This is a genomic window from Halorubrum halodurans, assembly GCF_002252985.1.
GTDB lineage: Archaea > Halobacteriota > Halobacteria > Halobacteriales > Haloferacaceae > Halorubrum > Halorubrum halodurans.
Map to the genome: position 1 here is coordinate 1 of NZ_NHPJ01000099.1, position 18,500 is coordinate 18,500.

Sequence of the window (18,500 nt, forward strand, 5' to 3'; positions counted from 1 at the left end):
GCGGCTCCGCCGCCGGCGACTGCCCCGTTGAGTCCCACCCAACCACTCCGCACCGCACCCCACGCCTCCCCAGCCTCGTCGCCGGACTACGTCCGGCTGCAAGCGAGAGCTTCGCTCTCGCCCTGTCGGCCGTCCTCCGCGTCGCTCCGGCCGGCCGACTCCCTCGCGGGCTCCTCGCGGCCCGTCGGGCCGCTCGGAGGCGCGCCGGAGCCTTAGTGAGAATCGACCCTATCGACCGCTCTCGACCGCCGTGCGCATCTCCTCGGCCAGCCGCTCGGCGCGGTCGGCGTCGGCGGACTCGGCGTAGATCCGGATCTTCGGCTCCGTTCCCGAGGGGCGGACGAGTACCCACGCGTCGCCGTAGTCGAGCCGGTAGCCGTCGGTCGTGTTCGGGGTCGCCTCCGAGGTCTCGACGAACGCCCGCGCGGCCGACAGCATGTCCGCGCGCTCGTCGCCGTCGTCGTACTCGACGTTGACGCGCACGAAGTGGTAGTCGGTGTAGGGCGCGATCGCCTCGCTGACGGGGCCGTCGGCGTCCGCGAGCAGCTCGAGGAAGCGCGCGCCGATGTACGCCCCGTCGCGCGAGAGCCGGTACGGCGGGAAGAACACCCCGCCGTTGCCCTCGCCGGCGATGGGGACGTGGACGTCCTCGTCGTCGAGTTCGCGGGTCCGGGTGATGATGTTCGTCGCGCCGATGGGCGTCAACTCGAGGTCGGCGTCGTTGGCGTCACAGACGTCGACGAGCCGCTGGGAGACGTTGACCGCGCTGACGACCGCGTCGCCGGGCGACAGCGCGTCGTCGGCCAGCGCCGCGAAGGAGGTGTCGCCGTCGACCACCCGTCCCGTCTCGTCGACGAAGACGGCGCGGTCGGCGTCGCCGTCGTGGGCGATCCCCACGTCCGCCTCGGAGGTCGCGACGAGCCGCGAGAGCGCCCGGAGGTTCTCGGGGACCGGCTCGGAGTCCCGGCCGGGGAAGTGGCCGTCCGGCGTGGCGTTCACCGTCACCACCTCACAGCCGAGCTCGCGGTAGATCCGCGGCGAGCTCACGGACGCCGCGCCGTGGCCGGGGTCGACCGCCACGGTGAGGTCGGCGTCGGCGATCGCTTCCCGGTCGATCGCGGCGACGAGCTGGTCCGCGTAGTCGTCCACGACGCCCTCGACCGTCGTCTCGCTGCCGGCGGTCCGCCAGTCGGCGTGGTCGTAGTCGTCGTCGAGGACGCGCCGCTCGACGCGCTCCAACACGTCGACGGAGAGCTCGACGCCGTCGTCGCCGACGAGCTTGATCCCGTTGAACTCGGGCGGGTTGTGCGAGGCGGTGACCAGGACGCAGGGGACGCCGACGGACTCACAGTAGTTCCCGACCGCGGGCGTGGGGACGACGCCGAGCCGGTCGACGTCCCGGCCGACGGCGGCGAGCCCGCTCGCGGCGGCGTTGGCGAACAGCTCGCCGGTGGTGCGGGTGTCGCGGGCGACGGCGACCCGGTCGGCGTCCCACGTCGACCCGGCCGCCTTCGCGATGTCGAGGACGAGCTCCGGCGTGAGATACCGGAGCGCGACCCCCCGAATGCCGCTGGATCCGAACAGCTCCATACGGGGCCATGCGCCGGCCGACGGGAAAGCGGTTCCGAACGTGGTCGCGCGCGGCCTCGAACGCGGACCCCGCGACTCCCGTCCGCCGCCCACACTCGCGGGGTTGAAACCCGTCGCGTCCGTATCCCGGACATGAAGCGTTCACGGCGCGATCTCCTGTGGCGAGCCGGCGCGGCCGGGATCGCCCTCGGCACGACCGCGACGGCCGGCTGTCTCGACGTCGCCGCCGGCGACGGGCCGCAGGGTCCCGAAGGGACGCCGGAGACCCTGTCGTGTCCGGACGAGGCGTTCGTCCGGATCGAGGCTCCGTTCGACGGGAGCGTCGAACCGCGGACGGTCGAGACGGCGGGAGGGGAGGCGACCACCCTCGAGCTGTCCGCGGAGGGGACCGCCGAGACGTACGGGCAGTCGCTCCGGCTCGTGTTGCGGAACACCGGCGAGGCGTCGGCGGCGACCCGCGGCGAGCACGCGTACTCGATACAGCGCCGGACCGGCGAGGGGTGGCTCGACGTGCGCGGGTCGACGACCGGCGAGGCCGCAACCCTCCCCCGCGAGGACGACACGCTCGGGCCGGGCGACACCTACAGCTGGGCGATCGATCTGGAGGAGTCGGCGATCGCCGACGCGGTGCCGGACCGCGAACTCGACGTCTGTCCGCCCCTCGGCTCGGGGCCCCACCGGTTCGTCTACTGGGGGATCGTCGACGCCCCGCCGGTCGGGGTCGAGTTCGAGCTGGTCGGGTGAGGCGGCACGGACGCGTTCAAAAGGACTCCCAGCCGGAGGGCTGTCCCATCCGGTCGAGAACCCGAAACTGCCGTTCGTCCTCCTCGACGCGGGTCTCGACGACCGTGTCGAAGGGCTCGTACAGCGTGTGTATCACCTGCTCGTCGTGGGCGGTCGAGCCGACGGCGCCCACGAGCGGCCATCCCTGTCCCGCACACTGTGAGGCCATCACGCGGGTGAACTGGTAGATCCGGTCGGGGTCCCAGTACATCAACAGCTCGGAGAGCGAGTAGACGCCGACCGCCCGCTCGCGCCCGGCCGACGACTCGACCACGTCGGTGAACTTGATCCCGATCTCCGTGAGGTCGCCGGGACCGCTCACGTACTTCGTCGTCGGCGTGTCGACGGGGTTCTCGCCCTGCTGGTGGGTGACGCAGTCGATGACGACGAGGTCGTCGCCGCCGCTCCCGACGAGCCGGTCGTGGTCCGCCCGCACCTTCTCCGCGGTCCGGCCGGTCGAGACGACGACGGGCGCGTCAGACCACGCGGCGAGCAGCCTGTTGAAGAGGTCGTACTTCCCGCTCATCGGTGGTCCGCTGACGAGGACGCTGTCGGACGAGACGACAGCGTCGGGGAGCGGACTCATGTCTCACACATCGGGGCGACCCCGATAAAACCCTTCCGAGGGATCACTTTCGAAGGAACCCCGGCAGATCAAGCGTGGACGGGGGGCCGGTTCGCGGCGGTCGGGTGAGCGTCAGTTCGCTGAGAGCTCCCGGAAGCGCCGCCGGCAGCGGTGCGGTCCGCGGCGTTCCCGCGCCGTCCACCAGCTCCGCCCAGACGGCCTCGGGCTCCTCGACTGGGGCCTCGAGCGCCTTGGTTCGTCCCTCGTCGTAGGCGAGTTCGACCATGCTCCGTTCGTACGCGCCGGGGAACGCCTCCAGGATCCGGTCGAGTTCCGCGGGGCGCGCGCTCCCGCAGCCGGCCGCCACGCCGAGCGCGAACGCCCGATCGATGGCCGCCCGGCGGGTCAGCTCCGCCGGCTCCCAGTCCGTCCCGAAGGTCCGGTCGTACATCACCGGGTCACCGCGGCGGCCGAGCCGACGCGGATCCCCCCGTCGGTGAACTCGACGTCCTGGATGTCCGTGTTCACGTCGGTTCCACGCATCTTCAACACCTGTATCCCGCGGCGCATCCCCTCGTCCTCCAGGTAGTTGTGGAGGAAGACGACGCCGTGGGCGAGGTAGTGCTCCTCGGAGTAGGCGCTGGGATCGGTCATCTCGGAGATGAGCATCGTCGTCGCGTCCGTCCGCTTCAGCGAGGAGAGCAGCTGGATCATGGTGTCCTCGTCGTCGTCGAGCAGGAACCGCAACAGCATCGTCGAGTCGAAGACGACCCGGTCGATGTCGCGGGAGTTGACGAACCCCGTGAGCCGGTTCGTGACGCCCGAGCGGTCCCGACGCTCGCCCGGAACGCCGAAGAACCGCCGCCCGTCGGCCGAGAAGGAGTCGAGGAAGGTCACCCGGTCGGTGTCGAGCGCGCGGTCGAACCCGAAGTCGTACCCGCCCATGTCGCGGCGGATCCCCTCCTTCGTCTCGTGCATGCTGACGTACAACACGTCGTCTCCGTTTCGGGCACCCTGAGCCGCGAACTGCGAGCAGAACGTCGTCTTTCCGCTACCGGGAGGGCCGCTCACCACGTACAGCCGGTCGGACGGGAACCCCCCGTCGACGAGCTCGTCGAATCCGGGAACCCCGCTGGAGACTCGCATACGTGGAGCACCGCGAGCCGCCCGATAAGCGTTGGCACCCGTTTTTCAGCGGTGAGAACCCGAACGCCGCCGGCCGGTCACGCCTCGGCGGACTCGTCCACGGCGGCGTCGCCTCCGGCGCCGTCGGCGACCTCCGCGTCGACGTCGGGCGCGACCCAGACGACGAAGCGGTCGTCGGATTTGACGATCCCGTGGACGCCCTCGTCGTCGGCGGTGGTCCCCTCGTCGACGTCCGCGGGCGCGACGTCCCTGACCTGGAACACCTCGTCGACGATCCACCCGACGGTGCCGCCCTCCGAGACGCGGTCGTCGTCGAACACGACGATGCGCTCGCGGGGCCCCGTCTCCGCGATCGAGAAGAGCGTCTTCGGGTCGACGATGGTGGTCGTCCGCCCCCGAAGGTCCATCACGCCCTCGACGTGGTCGGGCGAGTTGGGGATCCGCGTGAGCTCGCCGGCGTCGACGATCTCGTCGATGACCCCGATGTCCAGACAGTACGTGCCGTCGCCGAGGCCGAACTCCAGTACCTTCGTGTGTTCGGCGTCCGCCTCCGTGGCTGGCATACCTTCACTCGCGCCGAGACGGCGGATAACGGTATCCCCTGAATTATCACCGGTGATTCCTGGGTCCGTGGGTTTATGCTCGTTCTGGGACCGGTCTCGGACATGAGTAGGACGACGGATCGGCGTGGCGGTCGGAGCGACGCCCCGCGAGTGGTCGTCGTCGACGACTCGCCGTTCATGCGCGGACTGATCGGCGACCTCCTGACCGACGCGGGGGTGGCCGTCGTCGGCGAGGCGGGCGACGGCGCGGAGGCGCTGTCGGTGGTCGCCGAGACGCGACCGGACGTGGTGACCATGGACGTCGAGATGCCGGGGATGGGCGGCATCGAGGCGGTCGGGCGGCTGATGGCGGAGACGCCGACGCCCGTGTTGATGCTGTCGGCACACACCGCGGAGGGGGCGGACGTGACCTTCGAGGCGCTCGAGCGCGGCGCGGTCGACTTCTTCGCGAAGCCCGGCGGCGAGGTGTCGACCGGGGTCTCGCGGGAGGCCGATCGGCTCGTCGAGGCGGTTCGCTCGGTCGCCGACGCGGACCTCGAGGCCGCGACCCGTGACCGGCGGCCCCGATCCGCCCCCACGACGGGGTCGGCGTCGGACGTCGACCTCGCGGAGCCGCTGACCGCCGTGGTCGGCGCGTCGACGGGCGGTCCGAAGGCGGTCGAGCGCGTGCTCTCCGCGCTCCCGATGACCGATTGTCGGGTGCTCGTCGTCCAGCACATGCCCGAGGCGTTCACGCCGCGGTTCGCGGAACGGCTCGACTCGGCGTCCGCGTACGACGTGCGGGAGGCGACCGACGGCGATCGGATCGGGGCCGGCGAGGCGCTCGTCGCGCCCGGCGGCAGCCACATGCGAGTCGGCAGCTACCGCGCGGGTCGGCTGCGCGTGAAGCTCGTCGACGAGGACGCCGTGGGCGGCGACGCCCCGTCGGTGACGCCGTCCGTCGACGTGACGATGCGGTCGGCCGCGGAGACCGTCTCGGATCCGCTCGTCGGCGTGATCCTCACCGGCATGGGCGACGACGGGTCCGTCGGGATCCGGGCGATGGCCGAGGCCGGGGCGCGGACGGTCGCCCAGAGCGAGGACACCTGCGTCGTCTACGGGATGCCGAAACGCGCCGTGGGTACCGGGGCGGTCGACTCGGTGTGTGACCTCGACGACGTCGCCGGCGCGATCCTCGGGGGTGCGGCCTGATGGACTCCCACCGCGCCGCGTTCGTCGCGGAGGCCGAGGAGGGGATCACGGACCTCAACAACGCGCTGCTCGCGCTCGAGGCGGACCCCGAGGACGACGCGGCGATGGACGACGTGTTCCGGGTCGCACACACCCTGAAGGGGAACGCCGCCGCGATGGGGTACGAGGACGTCTCCTCGTTCGGCCACGCCCTCGAGGACCTCCTCGACGCGGTCCGCGGCGGCGACCGGGAGGTCACGCCCGAGCTCATGGACCTCCTCTTCGAGGGGGTCGACACCGTCGAGGCGATGGTCGCGGAGATCGAGGAGACCGGCGAGGTGTCGACGGACCCCGCCGACCTCGAATCCCGGCTCCGGGCGGTCGAGGAGCACGGAACCGTCGATCCCGATCCGGCCGACGACGGAACCTCCGGGATCGACGCCGATGGGAACGGGGACCTCGAGGTCGACGGGAGCGAGGACGGGGACGGGGCCGCCGGCGGCGGTTCGGACGTCGACGTCCCGGACCTCCCGGCCGCGGCCGCCGGCTTCGATGACGTGGGCTACGCCGAGGTGACCGTGGGCGAGACGGCGATGCCGGGCGTCGACGCGGCACTCGTGCTTCAGGCCCTCGAGGAGACCTTCGAGGAGCACGCCACCCGACCGGATCCGGAGGCGCTTGAGGCGGGCGAGTACGACGGGACCTTCGACGTCTTCGTCGCCGACGCCGACCCCGCGGTGGTCGCGGAGGGCCTCGGGGCGCTCACGCAGGTGGCGGAGGTGCGGACCGCGCTCGCGCGGTCCGACGCCGGAGCGCCGCCGGACGACGAGGTCGACGAGGTCGACCCGGAGCCCGCCGGCGCGGTCGACGACGACGATCCCGGCGATGGCGACGCCGCCGGTGCCGACGACGTCGACCCCACAGAGGACCCTGACGAGGAGGTCGACCCCGTCGACGATGCCGACGCCGCCGTATCCGACGGCGCCGAGACGGGAGACGAGGGCGACGACGCGGACTCCTCCGGGTCGGTCGACCGCGACGAGATCAAGTCGATCCGGGTCGACGTCGACCAGGTCGACGAGCTGTACGGACTGGTCGAACAGCTCGTGACGAGCCGGATCAAGCTCCGACGCGAGCTCGAGGGGACCGGGACGGAACCCGACACGCTCGACGAGCTCGACAAGCTCGCCTCCAGCCTCCAGGACACCGCGATGGACATGCGGCTCATCCCGTTCTCGCAGGTGTCCGACTCGTTCCCGCGGCTGGTCCGGGACGTCGCCCGCGATCTCGACAAGCGCGTGACCTTCGAGATCGAGGGCGACGACGTCGAACTCGACCGGACGATCCTCACGGAGATGCGCGACCCGCTCGTCCACGTGCTGCGGAACGCGGTCGACCACGGGATCGAGTCCGCCGAGGAGCGCGAGGCCGCCGGGAAGGACCCCGCCGGGCGGGTGAAACTCACGGCGGAGCGCGAGCGCGACCACGTCGTCATCGAGGTCGCCGACGACGGGGCGGGACTCGACGCCGACCGCCTCCGCGAGAAGGCGATCGCGGAGGGCGTCGAGGACCGCGAGACCGTGGAGGCGATGACCGACGGGGAGGTCTACGACCTGGTCTTCCATCCGGGGTTTTCGACCGCCGACGAGGTCACCGACGTCTCCGGCCGCGGCGTCGGGATGGACGTGGTGCGGACGACCGCCCGCGACCTCGACGGCTCCGTCTCGGTCGACAGCGAGCCGGGCGAGGGGACGACGGTGCGGTTCCGGCTCCCGGTCACCGTCGCCATCGTGAAGGTGATGTTCGTCGACGTGAACGGGACGGAGTACGGGATCCCGATAAAATCGATCGCGGAGGTGTCGCGGGCCGACGGCGTCGAGACGGTCCACGGCGACGAGGTGGTCCGCCACGAGGACGACCTCTACTCGGTGATCCGGCTCGCGGAGCGGCTCGACGCCGCCGAGCCCGGATCCGGAACGGCCGACGCGCCGACCGCCGCGGCGACCGACGGCGGGGCCGTCGGGATCGGCGACGACGACGCGACGGAGGGCGACGCCGCCCCGATCGACGCCGACGCCGCGGCGGCCGCGAGCGAGGGCATGCTCGTGCGGATCCGCGAGGGAACCCGGAAGGTGGCGCTCCACTGCGACGGCGTGTTGGACCAGGAGGAGGTCGTCGTGAAGCCGCTCGACGGCCCGCTGTCCGGAACTCCCGGACTCAGCGGAACGGCCGTGCTCGGCGACGGCGACGTCGTGGCCGTCCTCGACGTGGTGAGCCTATGAGCGGCGGGAGCGCCTTCGAGGGCGTGCTCGAGCAGATCGACGACTCGGTGCCGTTCGAACCCGGCTACTACAACGAGTCGTACCTCGATCGGCGGATCACCGCCCGGATGCGCCGGCGGGGGACGGAGTCACACCGCGAGTACCGGCGGCTCCTCCGCGAGGAGGACGGCGAGCGCGAGGCGCTCATGGACGCGCTCACGATCAACGTGACGGAGTTCTTCCGGAACGCCGAGATGTGGGAGGTCCTGCGGGACGTGTTGCGCGATCTCACCGACGAGCAGCGCCGGGTCCGCGTCTGGTCGGCGCCGTGTGCGGACGGCCGGGAGGCGTACTCGCTGGCGATGCTCGCGTGTGACGACGACGACGTGGACGAGTCACGCGTCGAGGTGCTCGGCTCGGACATCAGCGAGGAGGCGCTGGATCACGCCCGCGAGGGCGTGTACCACACGACGCGGACGACGGACATCGCCGAGGAGCTGGAACCGCTCTCGGCTCCGGACCGCTACGTCGACCGCGAGGGCGACGCGTTCAGGGTCCGCGACGCCCCCCGGCGGCTCGTGACGTTCGACACCCACGACCTGATCAGCGACGGGTCGCGGGGCCCCTTCGACGTGGTGTTGTGCCGGAACCTCCTCATCTACATCGACGCGGACCACAAGGGGTCGCTGTTCGACACGCTCGAGGCGTCGCTCGCGGCCGCCGGCGTTCTGGTCGTCGGGATGACGGAGAGCGTCCCGCCGGACCGGAGCGACGGCTACGAGCCGATCGACAAACGCCGACGGGTGTTCCGGAGGCGCTGATGTCGCTGTACCAGTACGCGCGGGAGGGGAACGTCGACCGGCTCAGGGACGCGCTGGGAAGCGACAGCGCCGCGGTCAGGAAGCGCGCGGCCGAGTTCCTCGGCGAGCTCGCCGACGAGGACGACCAGGCGACGATCGACGGGCTCCTCCGCGCGGCGACGGTCGACGGGGACGCCGGCGTCCGCGCGGCCGCCGTCGACGCCCTCGACGAGGTCGGACAGGAGGCGCTCGAACAGCTCCTGTCGGAGCTCACCGGCGGAAGCGAGTCGGAGGCGGAGTGGGTCACCGCCCGGAAGTTCGCCCGCGCGCTCGAGGCCGACCGCGCCGAGCTGCGGATCGCGGCGGCGAACGCGCTCGCACGCCTCGACGAGCCGAGCGCGCTCCCGGCGGTCGTCGGCGCCCTGTCGGATCCGGACCCGCGGGTACGGCTCCGCGCGTGTCACGCGTGCGGGACGTTCGGCGATTCGAGGGCGGTCCCAGGGCTGATCGACCGCCTCGACGACGACCCGCGCGTCCGCCGGGCGGCCGCGAACGCGCTGGGAGCCGTCGGAACGGACCGGGCGCTCGAGCCGCTCATCGACCTGCTCGAGGACCCCGACGAGTCGCTCCGTCGGATCGCCGCGGGCGCGCTCGGGAACGCGAGCAGCCCGAAGCCCGTCGAACCTCTCGCGCGCGCGCTCGGCGACGAGAGCGCGATCGTCAGGAACGCGGCGGTGTACTCGGTCATCGAGCTGCTCTCGAACGTGCCGACGGAACACAGCCACGCGGTTCGCGATCGGGTCGTCTCCGAGCTGAAGGCGGCCGACGACGAGACGGTCGTCGAGCCCCTCGCCGAGATCCTCACCGAGGGCAAACAGAGCCGACAGCGCCGGAACGCGGCGTGGATCCTCGGGCGCGTCGCCGACCCCGACTCCGAACCGGCCGTCGAGGCGCTCGCGGCGGCCCTCGACGACGACGACGCGCAGACCGCCCAGTTCGCGGCGACGAGCCTCACGAACCTCGGCGGGCCGGTGGTCGAGGACCGGCTCCTCGACCGGCTCGGCACCGAGCGGCCGGACGAGGTCCGCGCGAAGGCGGTGTTCGTGCTCGGCCAGGTCGGCGGACAGGAGACGCTGAACCGGCTGGAGGAACTGACGGACGACGAGAGCTCCGCGGTCCGGAAACGCGTGTTCTCGGCGGTCTCGAAGCTCCGGGCGGGGGGAGCCTAAATGCCGACCGGCGACGGCGAGTACAAGATCACGGACACCCAGGCGCGGTTCGCGGTCGCCGTCCGCGAGGGGAGAGCCATCAACGACGTCTCCTGGACGCCGGGGCGGGTCCTGTTGTCGAACCGGCGGCTGATACTCGCGAGCAACGACGGGAAACGCACGGTTCCACTCTCGCGGCTCGATCGACTCGGCGGACGGCACGACGCCAACCAGTCGATCGCCCGCGTCTCCAACTACGTGAGCTTCGACCTCGGCGAGCAGGTGCTCTTAGTGGCCGCCGCCGACCACGAGTCGTTCGAGCGCGACGTCTACCGCGCGCTGCTCGACCAGCGGACGCTGATGGCGAAACACCCGGCCGTCGAGGGCGGCGTCGTCCAGGACACCGGCTGGGAGCAGGCCCGCGTGAAGATCGACGAGAACGGCCTCGGCGCCGCGCTCGAGGGCGGCGCGTTCGTGGAGTTCGACCTCGACGACATCAGCGGGCTCGACGCCGCGAGACGGACCGTCGACGGGGAAAAGAAGCCCGTGATCGCGGTGTCACACACCGACGACGCGGACACGAGCATCGAGACGCACCTCGCCGGAACGCCCCAGCGAATGCGGTTCGTCGAGTCGTGGCTCCGGAAGGGCGAGGAGCGGAGCTCGACGAACGTCGACCTCTCGAGCCGGGATCGCGAGGTGTTGATGGCGCTGTACTCGGGCGTCTCGCCGTTCGAGATCCCCGCGTTCCTGGGCAGCGACGTCGACGAGGTCGAGGAGACGTTCGAGCGGCTGATCGAACTGGAGGTCGTCGAGGAGGTGCGGGTTCGCCGCGAGGTGGCGCTCAACTCCCGCGGGCGCAACATCGCCAGCGAGGCGATGAACGAACAGTGAGACCGGCTCCGGCGGCGGCAACACGACCGGTCCCGTCGGTGGACGACGGGTAGGTGGCGAACGGCCGGCGACGGCGATCCCGGCCGGGTCGCCGGACGACCGCCTCGCCCGGACCGGGTCGACGGTCACGTCACGGGGGGGCTGGCGGCGGTATCGGTGATGAACGTACGGAGACGCCGATCTCGGGGCCCGGCCCCGACTCGCCGCCGTCCCGCGGGGCGATACGTACTTCCGGCGGGCGGAACGCGTTTGGTGTGGAATGGACGACCCCACCACGACCGACGTCCGCGAGCTCACGACCGACGCCGAGTTCGAGGCGGCCTATCCGATACTCCGTGAGCTGCGGGATCACCTGGACCGCGCCGGGATGGAGGCGACCCACGAACGGATGCGCGAGGAGGGATACCGCCTCTTCGGCCGATACGACGGGGGAACACTCGTCGCCGTCGCCGGCGTCAGCGTCGGCACGAACTTCTATCTGGGGAGACACGTCTTCGTCCACGACCTGGTGACGACCGAGTCACGACGGTCGGAGGGGCACGGCTCCGCCCTGCTTGCGTTCCTCCACGAGTGGGCGAGAGACCGCGACTGTGAGACGGTCGAGCTCGAGTCGGGGCTCTGGCGGGACGAGGCTCATCGGTTCTACGAGGCGGTCGGCTACGAGAAGTACTGCTACTCGTTCACGTACGACCTCGACGCCGAGGGCCGGGGCGGCTGACTCCGGCGACCGACCCGCCGAACCACGCTTAAGTCGCCACCCCGCGAGGGTCGGACATGGAGTACGAAGCGGTCTGTTTCGACCTCGACGACACGCTGTACCCGTACCCGCCGTGTAACGAGGCGGGCAAGCGGGCGGCGCTGTCGGCGTTCCGCGAGCGCGGGTACGACCTGGACCGCGCGACGTTCGACGACCTCTACGCGACCGCCCGGCGGGACGCGAAACGCGAGACGGGCGGCACCGCGGCCTCCCACGAGCGGTTCATCTACTTCAAGCGAGCGCTGCGGCTCCACGCGGACGTCCACGACGCGGCCGACGCCCACGCGATCGGCGAGGCGTACTGGGACGGGTACGTCGACGAGATGACGCCGTACGACGGCGTCACGGCCACGTTGGACGAACTCCGGGACGCCGGCGTCGCGATCGGCGTCGTGACGAACCTCACGACGCGGGTCCAGCTGCGAAAGCTCGCTCGGCTCGGACTCGACGACCGGGTGGACCGGCTCGTCACCTCGGAGGAGGTCGGCCGCGAGAAGCCGAGCGCGCTCCCCTTCACCGCCGCGCTCGCCGGCTTCGACCGTCGCCCGAGCGAGACGCTCATGGTCGGAGACAACGCCGTCACCGACGTCGAGGGCGGCAACGCCGTCGGCATGGACACCGTCCTGTTCGACCCCCGTGGAGAGGCTCCGGCGGTCGACGACCTGCGCGCCGGACGACGGCCGAACCACCGCATCGAGTCGTTCTCTGCGCTCGCGGAGGTGGCGACGTGAGCGACGACTCGGCGGAGTTTCGTGCGGCCCGCGAGACGGTCGTGGAGTACGCCCCGGCGCTATCGGAGCTGACGCCCGGCCGGACCGGCAACCTGAGCGTCCGCGACGGCGACGCCTTCGCCGTGACGCCCACCGGGGTGGCGTACGACGCCTTCGACGCCGCGGACGTGCCGGTCGTCGGCCTCGACGGCGAGCGTCGCGCGGGGCGGATGGCACCCTCGAGCGAGGTGCCGATGCATACGGGGATCTACGAGCACGCGCGACCCGGCGCGATCGTCCACACCCACTCGCCGTGGGCGACGACGCTGGCGACGCTCGGGCTGTCGCTCCCGCCGGTCCACTACATGATCGTCGCGGTGGGTCGGGAGGTCCCGCTCGCCGACTACGCACCCTACGGGACCGAGGAGCTCGCCGCCAACGTCGTCGCCGCGATGGCCGAGGCCGACTCGGACGCCGCGATCCTCGCGAACCACGGGCTGGTGGTTACCGGCCCGGATCTGGAGACCGCGGTCGAGAACGCCCGCCACGTCGAGGACCTGTGTCGGCTCTACGTGCGCGCCTCGGCGATCGGCGAGCCGAACCTGCTGACGGACGACCAGCTCGCGACCGTCGAGGAGCGCTTCGAGAGCTACGGCCAGCAGCTGGACGACGAGTAGGTGGGGGTTCGAGCGGGCGGGTGAGCGCGAACGCGGCCCGAGCGGGGTTTATATCCGTCCCGCCGGAAACGGTATTGACATGACCGATCACCGACTCGCCCCCGACGTCGAGGAGACCGCGGCGGCGATCGCGTCGATGGAGATCCGCGGCGCGGCGACGATCGCGGCCGGCGCGGCGGAGGCGCTGGCCACGCAGGCGCGCGAGGCCGACGCCGAGTCTCCCGAGGCGTTCCGCGCGTCGATGCGCGCGGCCGCCCGGCGGCTCCGCGAGACGCGCCCGACGGCCGTCTCGCTCCCGAACGCGCTCCGGTACGTCCTCCGGCGGATGGAGGGGCGGAGCGTGGAGGCGCTGCGGGAGAGCGTGACCGACGCGGTCGCGGCGTTCGTCGCGCAGCTCGACCGCGCCCAGGAGGACCTCGGACAGGTGGGCGCGAACCGTCTCGCCGACGGCGACACCGTGATGACGCACTGTCACTCGACGGACGCGCTCGCGTGTATCGAGGCGGCCGTCGACCAGGGCAAACACATCGAGGCGATAGTCAAGGAGACGCGCCCGCGAAACCAGGGGCACATCACCGCCCGGCAGCTCCGCGAGGCGGGCGTCCCCGTCACGCTGGTCGTCGACTCCGCGGCGCGTCGCTACCTGAACGAGGCGGACCACGTCCTCGTCGGAGCCGACTCGATCGCCGCCGACGGCGGCGTGATCAACAAGATCGGCACCTCGGGGCTCGCCGTCAACGCCCGCGAGCGCGGCGTGCCGATCATGACCGCCGCACAGACGATCAAGCTCCACCCGGAGACGCTGACGGGCCACACCGTCGAGATCGAGATGCGCGCCGAAGACGAGGTGATCGCCCCGGAGACCCGCGAGGAGATCGGCGAGATCGCGGTCGAGAACCCCGCCTTCGACGTGACGCCGCCGCGGTACATGGACGCGATCGTGACCGAGCACGGGCAGTTCCCGCCCGAGAGCATCGTGACGCTGATGCGCGAGCTGTTCGGCGAGGGGGCCGCCGAGCCGTGGGCGGAACCATGAATGACGACGTCTCCGAGGAACGGGAGGTCGACCCCACGGTCGACCCGGACCTCGAACCCGAAACCGAGACCGGACCGCCGGCGGTGATCGCCGCCGGCCACATCAACTGGGACGTGACGATCCACGTCGACGAGTTGCCCGAACGCGACGGGGAGACGCGGATCGAGCGGCTCGAGCAGTCCGGCGGCGGCAGCGCCGCCAACGTCGCGGTCGGCGTCGTCGGCCTCGGCGGCCAGTCGATCGTCTTCGGCAGCGTCGGGGGCGACGAGTCCGGCGCGCTCGCCCTCCGCGAGCTCGCGAGCGCGGGCGTCGACCCCGGCCACGTGCTCGTCGACGCCGACGCGCCGACCTCCGTCACCTACGTGATCGTCGACGGGAACGGGGAGCTGTTGATGCTCGCCAACGAGGGCGCGAACGAGTCGTTCTCGGCGGGCGACCTCGACCGCGAGACGCTCGCGGCCGCCGACCACCTCCACCTGACGGGCCAACAGCCCGAGACCGCGGCCGCGCTGGCGACGACCGCGGCCGAACTCGGGCCGACTCGGAGCTTCGACCCCGGCCGCCGGGTGACCGACCGCGGGTACGACGCCGCGCTCCACGCCGCGGACCTGGTCTTCGTGAACGACCGCGAGGCGGACGCGCTGGCTGACGCGACCGACATCGACCCGCGGGCGCCGGACGACCGCGTCGTGGCGGTCAAACACGGCGGCGACGGCGCGACGGTCCACACCCCCCACGGCGACGTCTCGCATCCGGGGTTCGACGTCGACGCCGTCGACACCGCGGGCGCGGGCGACGCGTTCGCCGCGGGGTTTCTCGGCGCGGCGCTCAGAGAGCCGGCGATCGCGGACGGCGGCTTCACGCACGACCCGCGCGAGTACCAGGTTCCCCTGCTCGTCGCCAACGCCTGCGGCGCGATCGCGGCCGGGACCGTCACCGCCCGCGCGGACCTCTCGTGGGACCGAGTCCGGTCGGTCATGGGCGAGTCGCCGGAGGCGGACCTGCTGATCGAGATCCGCGCGTGAACGGTCGAGGGAGCGCGTCCTCGGCCGCCTCCTACTCCCCCGAGCCGGCCCCGCCGGTCGTCTCGATCCGCTCCTCGTACTTCGCGAGCGCGACCGCCAGCGCCTCCTCGGCGTCGACGTCGGCCGCGTCGGCGAGCGCGAGCAGCGCGAAGAGACAGTCGCCGACCTCGTCGGTCGCGATCTCTGCGGCCTCGGGGGCCGACCCGTAGCCGGTCGAGGTCGTCACCTCCTTGGCGACCTCGCCGACCTCGCTCTCGAGGTCGAGCACGCGGTACGCGAGGTCGGCCTCCAGCCCGTACTCGTCGACGAACGCCGAAACGCGGTCCTGCGCGTCCATGGCGGCCGGATCGACCGGGAGGCGTATAGGCACACCGAAGGCGGCTCGTCGCCGACGGCGAGGACGACCGGTCACGCAACCACTAAGGTCGTAACGCGCCGACGGATCCCATGGACATCGCGATACTCGGCGGTACCGGCGACATCGGGGAGGGGCTCGCGCTCCGCCTCGCCGCCGACACCTCCCACGAGGTGCTGGTCGGCTCGCGGGACGCGAAGAAGGCCGAGACGAAGGCCGAGGAGTACACGACGGAGCTCGACAGCCGCGGGCTCGACCGCGAGGTGTACGGGTTCGAGAACGTCGCGGCCGCCGAGGCGGCCGACGTGGTCGTGCTCGCGGTCCCGCCGTACCACGTCGGCGACACCGTCGAGGCGGTCGCGGACGCCCTCGACGACGGCGACGTCCTGGTCTCGCCGGCGACCGGGATGAAGCGCGACGAGGAGGGGTTCCACTACCACAAGCCCGGCGCGGGCTCGGTCACGCGGATCGCGGCGGACGCGGCCCCGGAGGGCGTCGCCGTCGTCGGGGCGTTCCACAACCTCGCGGCCGCGCGGCTCGCGAACCTCGACGCGGATCTGGGGATCGACACCCTCGTGATCGGCGACGACGAGGACGCGAAGGGGATCGTGGCCGACGTCGCCGAGGGGATCGAGGGGCTCCGCGCGCTCGACGCCGGCGGGATCGCGAACGCCCCCGAGATCGAGGGGCTCACGCCGCTTCTCATCAACGTCGCGAGCAACAACGAAGGGCTCCACGACCTCGGGATCCGGTTCCAGTAGGTCGTCGATCGGGAGTGTGTGATCGTTGACGCGGTGGCCATCTCCAAAGCCCAGCCACCCTGTCAGACATCGTTGCCGGCGCGGTGAGCACCTCCGAAGCCCCGGTCGCGAGACCTCCGAAAGACGGTCCCGCTCGCTCGCTTCGTTCGCTCCTGCGGCCCTCGCGTCGTCATCAGAACGCAGAGCGTTCTGATCGGCTCACGAGAGCAGAGCTCTCGTGAACGCCGTGCTTCGCCCTCGCGACTGGGGCTTCGAGTCCCACCCGACAGCACCGCCCCGCGCCTCACGCCTCCCCAGCCTCGTCGGCCGTCCTCCGCGTCGCTCCGGCCGGCCGACTCCCTCGCGGTCGGGTGAGCGCCCCCTGGGCGCTCACCGGCGCGCCGCCGCGATGGTACGCGTTGCGAGTTCGCGCGTGGCGGAAGCGTGTCTGACGCTCGGAGACGCTCTTGGGGTCCATCCAACGTCCTCCCGTCCGGACGTTCCGTTAGGCCTTTGCGCGACCGTCCCCTCTCATTAGTGGATGGAGTACCTGGAGCGCCGGGTCGCGCTGGTCGAGAGCCGTCTCGAGGCGGTCATCGACCGCGTCGAGCCCGAGGAGCTGTCCGACGAGCTCGCCCACGTCGTGCTCGCGGGCGGCAAGCGCGTCCGCCCCGCGGTGACGATCCTCGCCTGCGAGGCGTTCGACGGCGACCCCGACGACGCGGTCGACTTCGCGGCCGGCATCGAGTTCGTCCACAACGCCTCGCTCGTGATCGACGACGTCATCGACCGCTCGGAGGTCCGGCGCGGGACGCCCTCCGCGTGGGCCGAGTTCGGCTACGGTCCGGCGATGATCACGAGCGACGGGCTGCTCGGCGAGGCGTTCGCCCTCTTCTCGACCGACGATCGCGCGATGCGGACCGTCGCGGAGGCGATGGTCGAACTCGGCGAGGGCGAGGCGACCGAGCTCGCCGACCGCCCCACCACGGAGGCCGAGTACATGGAGCTGGCCCGCCGGAAGACCGGCGCGCTGTTCCGCGCGGCCGCGGAGCTCGGCGCGGTCGCGGGCGGCGCGGAGCCCGCGGCGATCGAGTCGTTCGGCGAGTACGCCGAGCGCGTCGGCGTCGCCTTCCAGATGCGCGACGACGTGTTGGACGCCACCGCCGACGCCGACGACCTCGGCAAGCCCACGGGTCAGGACGCCGAGATGGACCGGCCGAGCGTCGTCCAGGTGACCTCGCTCTCGCCGGCGGAGGTGGACGAGCGGGCCAGAGAGCAGTCCGACCTCGCGCTGGCCGCGCTCGAGGACGCGGATCCCCCCGAGACGGAGGCGATCGAGTACCTCCGGGACCTCGCGGAGTTCGTCGTCGTCCGCGAGCGATAGCGCGTCCGCGGGTCGACCGTCTCGATCCGACGGTTCCAGTTCGTTCGTGGATACTCTCGGCCCCGATCGACTTCGATGTATTCATACTTGTGCGATCGCGATCATTAGCATGAACCGCGCAGAGAAGGCGGCCCTCCAGCTACAGGCGGTCGCCGTGTTGCGGACCCTGAAGGAGACGCGGACGTACGAGGAGCTGTCGACGCTCACCGGCCTGCCGGCGGGCGACCTGAACCGGTACGTGAACGGCCACGTCCTCCCCGGTGCCGACCGGGCGCGCGAGGTCGTCTCCGAGGTCGGCCGCGACGCGCTCGCCGACGAGCTCGTCGCCCGCGTCGCCTTCGACGACGAGGGATACGTCGACAACAGCGGCGTCGTCTTCGACCAGTCCTTCCTCGATCTCGTCGCGCCGGTCGCCGCCGAGACCTTCGAGTTCGCCTCCCCCGACGTGGTGTTGACCGCCGCGACCGACGGGATCACCCTCGGGGCGGCGATGGCCTCCTTCTTCGACGCGCGGCTGGCGTACGCGAAGAAGTCGAAGGAGACCGCGGTCGAGGAGTTCATCGAGTCGCGCCAGCGGCTCGCCTCGGGCATCGAGCTCACCTACTACCTGCCGAGACGCGCCATCGAGGCCGGCGACACCGTCCTCGTCGTCGACGACCTGATCCGGTCGGGCGAGACCCAGGAGCTCCTCCTGGACATCGCGCTCCAGGCCGACGCCGACGTCGGCGGCGTGTTCACCCTCATCGCCGTCGGCGACGAGGGCATGCGCCGGGCTCGCGAGATAACCGACGCGCCGGTCGGCGCGCTGACGACCTTCGAGTGAGGTGACCGCGCGC

At 71.7% G+C, this 18,500-nt stretch carries 20 protein-coding genes; 14 read left to right on the forward strand and 6 right to left on the reverse strand.

The genetic code is table 11. From position 1 onward, the window contains the following. Positions 1 to 228: 228 nt before the first annotated feature. Positions 229 to 1,590: a phosphoglucosamine mutase gene (gene glmM, locus DJ70_RS11025; RefSeq protein WP_094532962.1), complete on the reverse strand. Its 1,362-nt coding sequence runs from the start codon at positions 1,588 to 1,590 to the stop codon at positions 229 to 231. A gap of 132 nt (positions 1,591 to 1,722) precedes the next feature. On the opposite strand from glmM, the gene DJ70_RS11030 reads away from it, so the two are divergent. Beyond that, positions 1,723 to 2,334, forward strand: a complete 612-nt coding sequence (locus DJ70_RS11030; protein WP_094532964.1) for a hypothetical protein — start codon at positions 1,723 to 1,725, stop codon at positions 2,332 to 2,334. 16 nt (positions 2,335 to 2,350) lie between these two features. Here DJ70_RS11030 and DJ70_RS11035 read toward each other — a convergent pair whose 3' ends face one another. From DJ70_RS11035 to DJ70_RS11050, 4 genes are all read right to left on the reverse strand, one after another. Beyond that, positions 2,351 to 2,959: a DUF7504 family protein gene (locus DJ70_RS11035; protein ID WP_094532966.1), complete on the reverse strand. Its 609-nt coding sequence runs from the start codon at positions 2,957 to 2,959 to the stop codon at positions 2,351 to 2,353. Positions 2,960 to 3,002: 43 nt separating this feature from the next. Then, entirely contained in the window at positions 3,003 to 3,389 is a 387-nt protein-coding gene (locus tag DJ70_RS11040; protein ID WP_094532968.1) for a hypothetical protein, read from the reverse strand. Then, positions 3,389 to 4,084 carry an RAD55 family ATPase gene (locus DJ70_RS11045; protein ID WP_094532970.1) on the reverse strand — a complete coding sequence of 232 codons (696 nt, stop codon included), beginning with the start codon at positions 4,082 to 4,084 and terminating at the stop codon, positions 3,389 to 3,391. Before DJ70_RS11045 ends, DJ70_RS11040 begins: the two co-directional genes overlap by 1 nt. Positions 4,085 to 4,161: 77 nt before the next feature. Beyond that, the gene (locus DJ70_RS11050; RefSeq protein ID WP_094532972.1) at positions 4,162 to 4,647 is read right to left on the reverse strand and encodes a chemotaxis protein CheW; all 486 of its coding nucleotides are present in this window, start codon (positions 4,645 to 4,647) and stop codon (positions 4,162 to 4,164) included. A gap of 102 nt (positions 4,648 to 4,749) precedes the next feature. Between DJ70_RS11050 and cheB the strand changes: the two genes are divergently transcribed. From cheB to DJ70_RS11100, 10 genes are all read left to right on the forward strand, one after another. Beyond that, entirely contained in the window at positions 4,750 to 5,838 is a 1,089-nt protein-coding gene (gene cheB, locus DJ70_RS11055; RefSeq protein WP_245810820.1) for a chemotaxis-specific protein-glutamate methyltransferase CheB, read from the forward strand. Next, a complete protein-coding gene (locus DJ70_RS11060) occupies positions 5,838 to 8,099 on the forward strand; it encodes a chemotaxis protein CheA (RefSeq protein ID WP_094532976.1) in 2,262 nt (753 codons plus the stop codon). The genes cheB and DJ70_RS11060 overlap by 1 nt, the downstream gene beginning before the upstream one ends. Beyond that, positions 8,096 to 8,899 (forward strand): CheR family methyltransferase, encoded by an 804-nt coding sequence (locus DJ70_RS11065; RefSeq protein WP_094532978.1) that lies wholly within the window; start codon positions 8,096 to 8,098, stop codon positions 8,897 to 8,899. Before DJ70_RS11060 ends, DJ70_RS11065 begins: the two co-directional genes overlap by 4 nt. Beyond that, positions 8,899 to 10,107, forward strand: a complete 1,209-nt coding sequence (locus DJ70_RS11070; RefSeq protein ID WP_094532980.1) for a HEAT repeat domain-containing protein — start codon at positions 8,899 to 8,901, stop codon at positions 10,105 to 10,107. Before DJ70_RS11065 ends, DJ70_RS11070 begins: the two co-directional genes overlap by 1 nt. After that, positions 10,108 to 10,980: a CheF family chemotaxis protein gene (locus DJ70_RS11075; protein WP_094532983.1), complete on the forward strand. Its 873-nt coding sequence runs from the start codon at positions 10,108 to 10,110 to the stop codon at positions 10,978 to 10,980. Between the two features lie 259 nt (positions 10,981 to 11,239). Beyond that, positions 11,240 to 11,698 carry a GNAT family N-acetyltransferase gene (locus DJ70_RS11080; protein ID WP_094532985.1) on the forward strand — a complete coding sequence of 153 codons (459 nt, stop codon included), beginning with the start codon at positions 11,240 to 11,242 and terminating at the stop codon, positions 11,696 to 11,698. A 56-nt stretch (positions 11,699 to 11,754) separates the two neighbouring features. Beyond that, complete coding sequence (locus DJ70_RS11085; RefSeq protein WP_094532987.1) at positions 11,755 to 12,468, forward strand: HAD family hydrolase; 714 nt, start codon at positions 11,755 to 11,757, stop codon at positions 12,466 to 12,468. Further along, a complete protein-coding gene (locus tag DJ70_RS11090) occupies positions 12,465 to 13,124 on the forward strand; it encodes a class II aldolase/adducin family protein (protein ID WP_094532988.1) in 660 nt (219 codons plus the stop codon). Before DJ70_RS11085 ends, DJ70_RS11090 begins: the two co-directional genes overlap by 4 nt. Before the next feature lie 79 nt (positions 13,125 to 13,203). Beyond that, a complete protein-coding gene (locus tag DJ70_RS11095) occupies positions 13,204 to 14,160 on the forward strand; it encodes a ribose 1,5-bisphosphate isomerase (protein ID WP_094532990.1) in 957 nt (318 codons plus the stop codon). Then, the gene (locus tag DJ70_RS11100; protein ID WP_094532992.1) at positions 14,157 to 15,185 is read left to right on the forward strand and encodes a carbohydrate kinase family protein; all 1,029 of its coding nucleotides are present in this window, start codon (positions 14,157 to 14,159) and stop codon (positions 15,183 to 15,185) included. The genes DJ70_RS11095 and DJ70_RS11100 overlap by 4 nt, the downstream gene beginning before the upstream one ends. A 31-nt stretch (positions 15,186 to 15,216) precedes the next feature. Here the strand turns inward: DJ70_RS11100 and DJ70_RS11105 are convergent, their stop codons facing one another. After that, on the reverse strand, positions 15,217 to 15,522 hold the full coding sequence (locus DJ70_RS11105) for a MazG-like family protein (RefSeq protein WP_094532994.1): 306 nt from the start codon (positions 15,520 to 15,522) through the stop codon (positions 15,217 to 15,219). A 110-nt stretch (positions 15,523 to 15,632) separates the two neighbouring features. Between DJ70_RS11105 and npdG the strand changes: the two genes are divergently transcribed. From npdG to DJ70_RS11120, 3 genes are all read left to right on the forward strand, one after another. Continuing rightward, entirely contained in the window at positions 15,633 to 16,301 is a 669-nt protein-coding gene (npdG, locus tag DJ70_RS11110) for an NADPH-dependent F420 reductase (protein ID WP_094532996.1), read from the forward strand. A 520-nt stretch (positions 16,302 to 16,821) separates the two neighbouring features. Further along, on the forward strand, positions 16,822 to 17,664 hold the full coding sequence (locus DJ70_RS11115; RefSeq protein WP_094532998.1) for a polyprenyl synthetase family protein: 843 nt from the start codon (positions 16,822 to 16,824) through the stop codon (positions 17,662 to 17,664). A gap of 109 nt (positions 17,665 to 17,773) precedes the next feature. Continuing rightward, positions 17,774 to 18,487, forward strand: coding sequence for a phosphoribosyltransferase family protein (locus DJ70_RS11120; protein ID WP_094533000.1), 714 nt, complete (start codon positions 17,774 to 17,776; stop codon positions 18,485 to 18,487). The last annotated feature ends 13 nt before the right edge of the window (positions 18,488 to 18,500 follow it).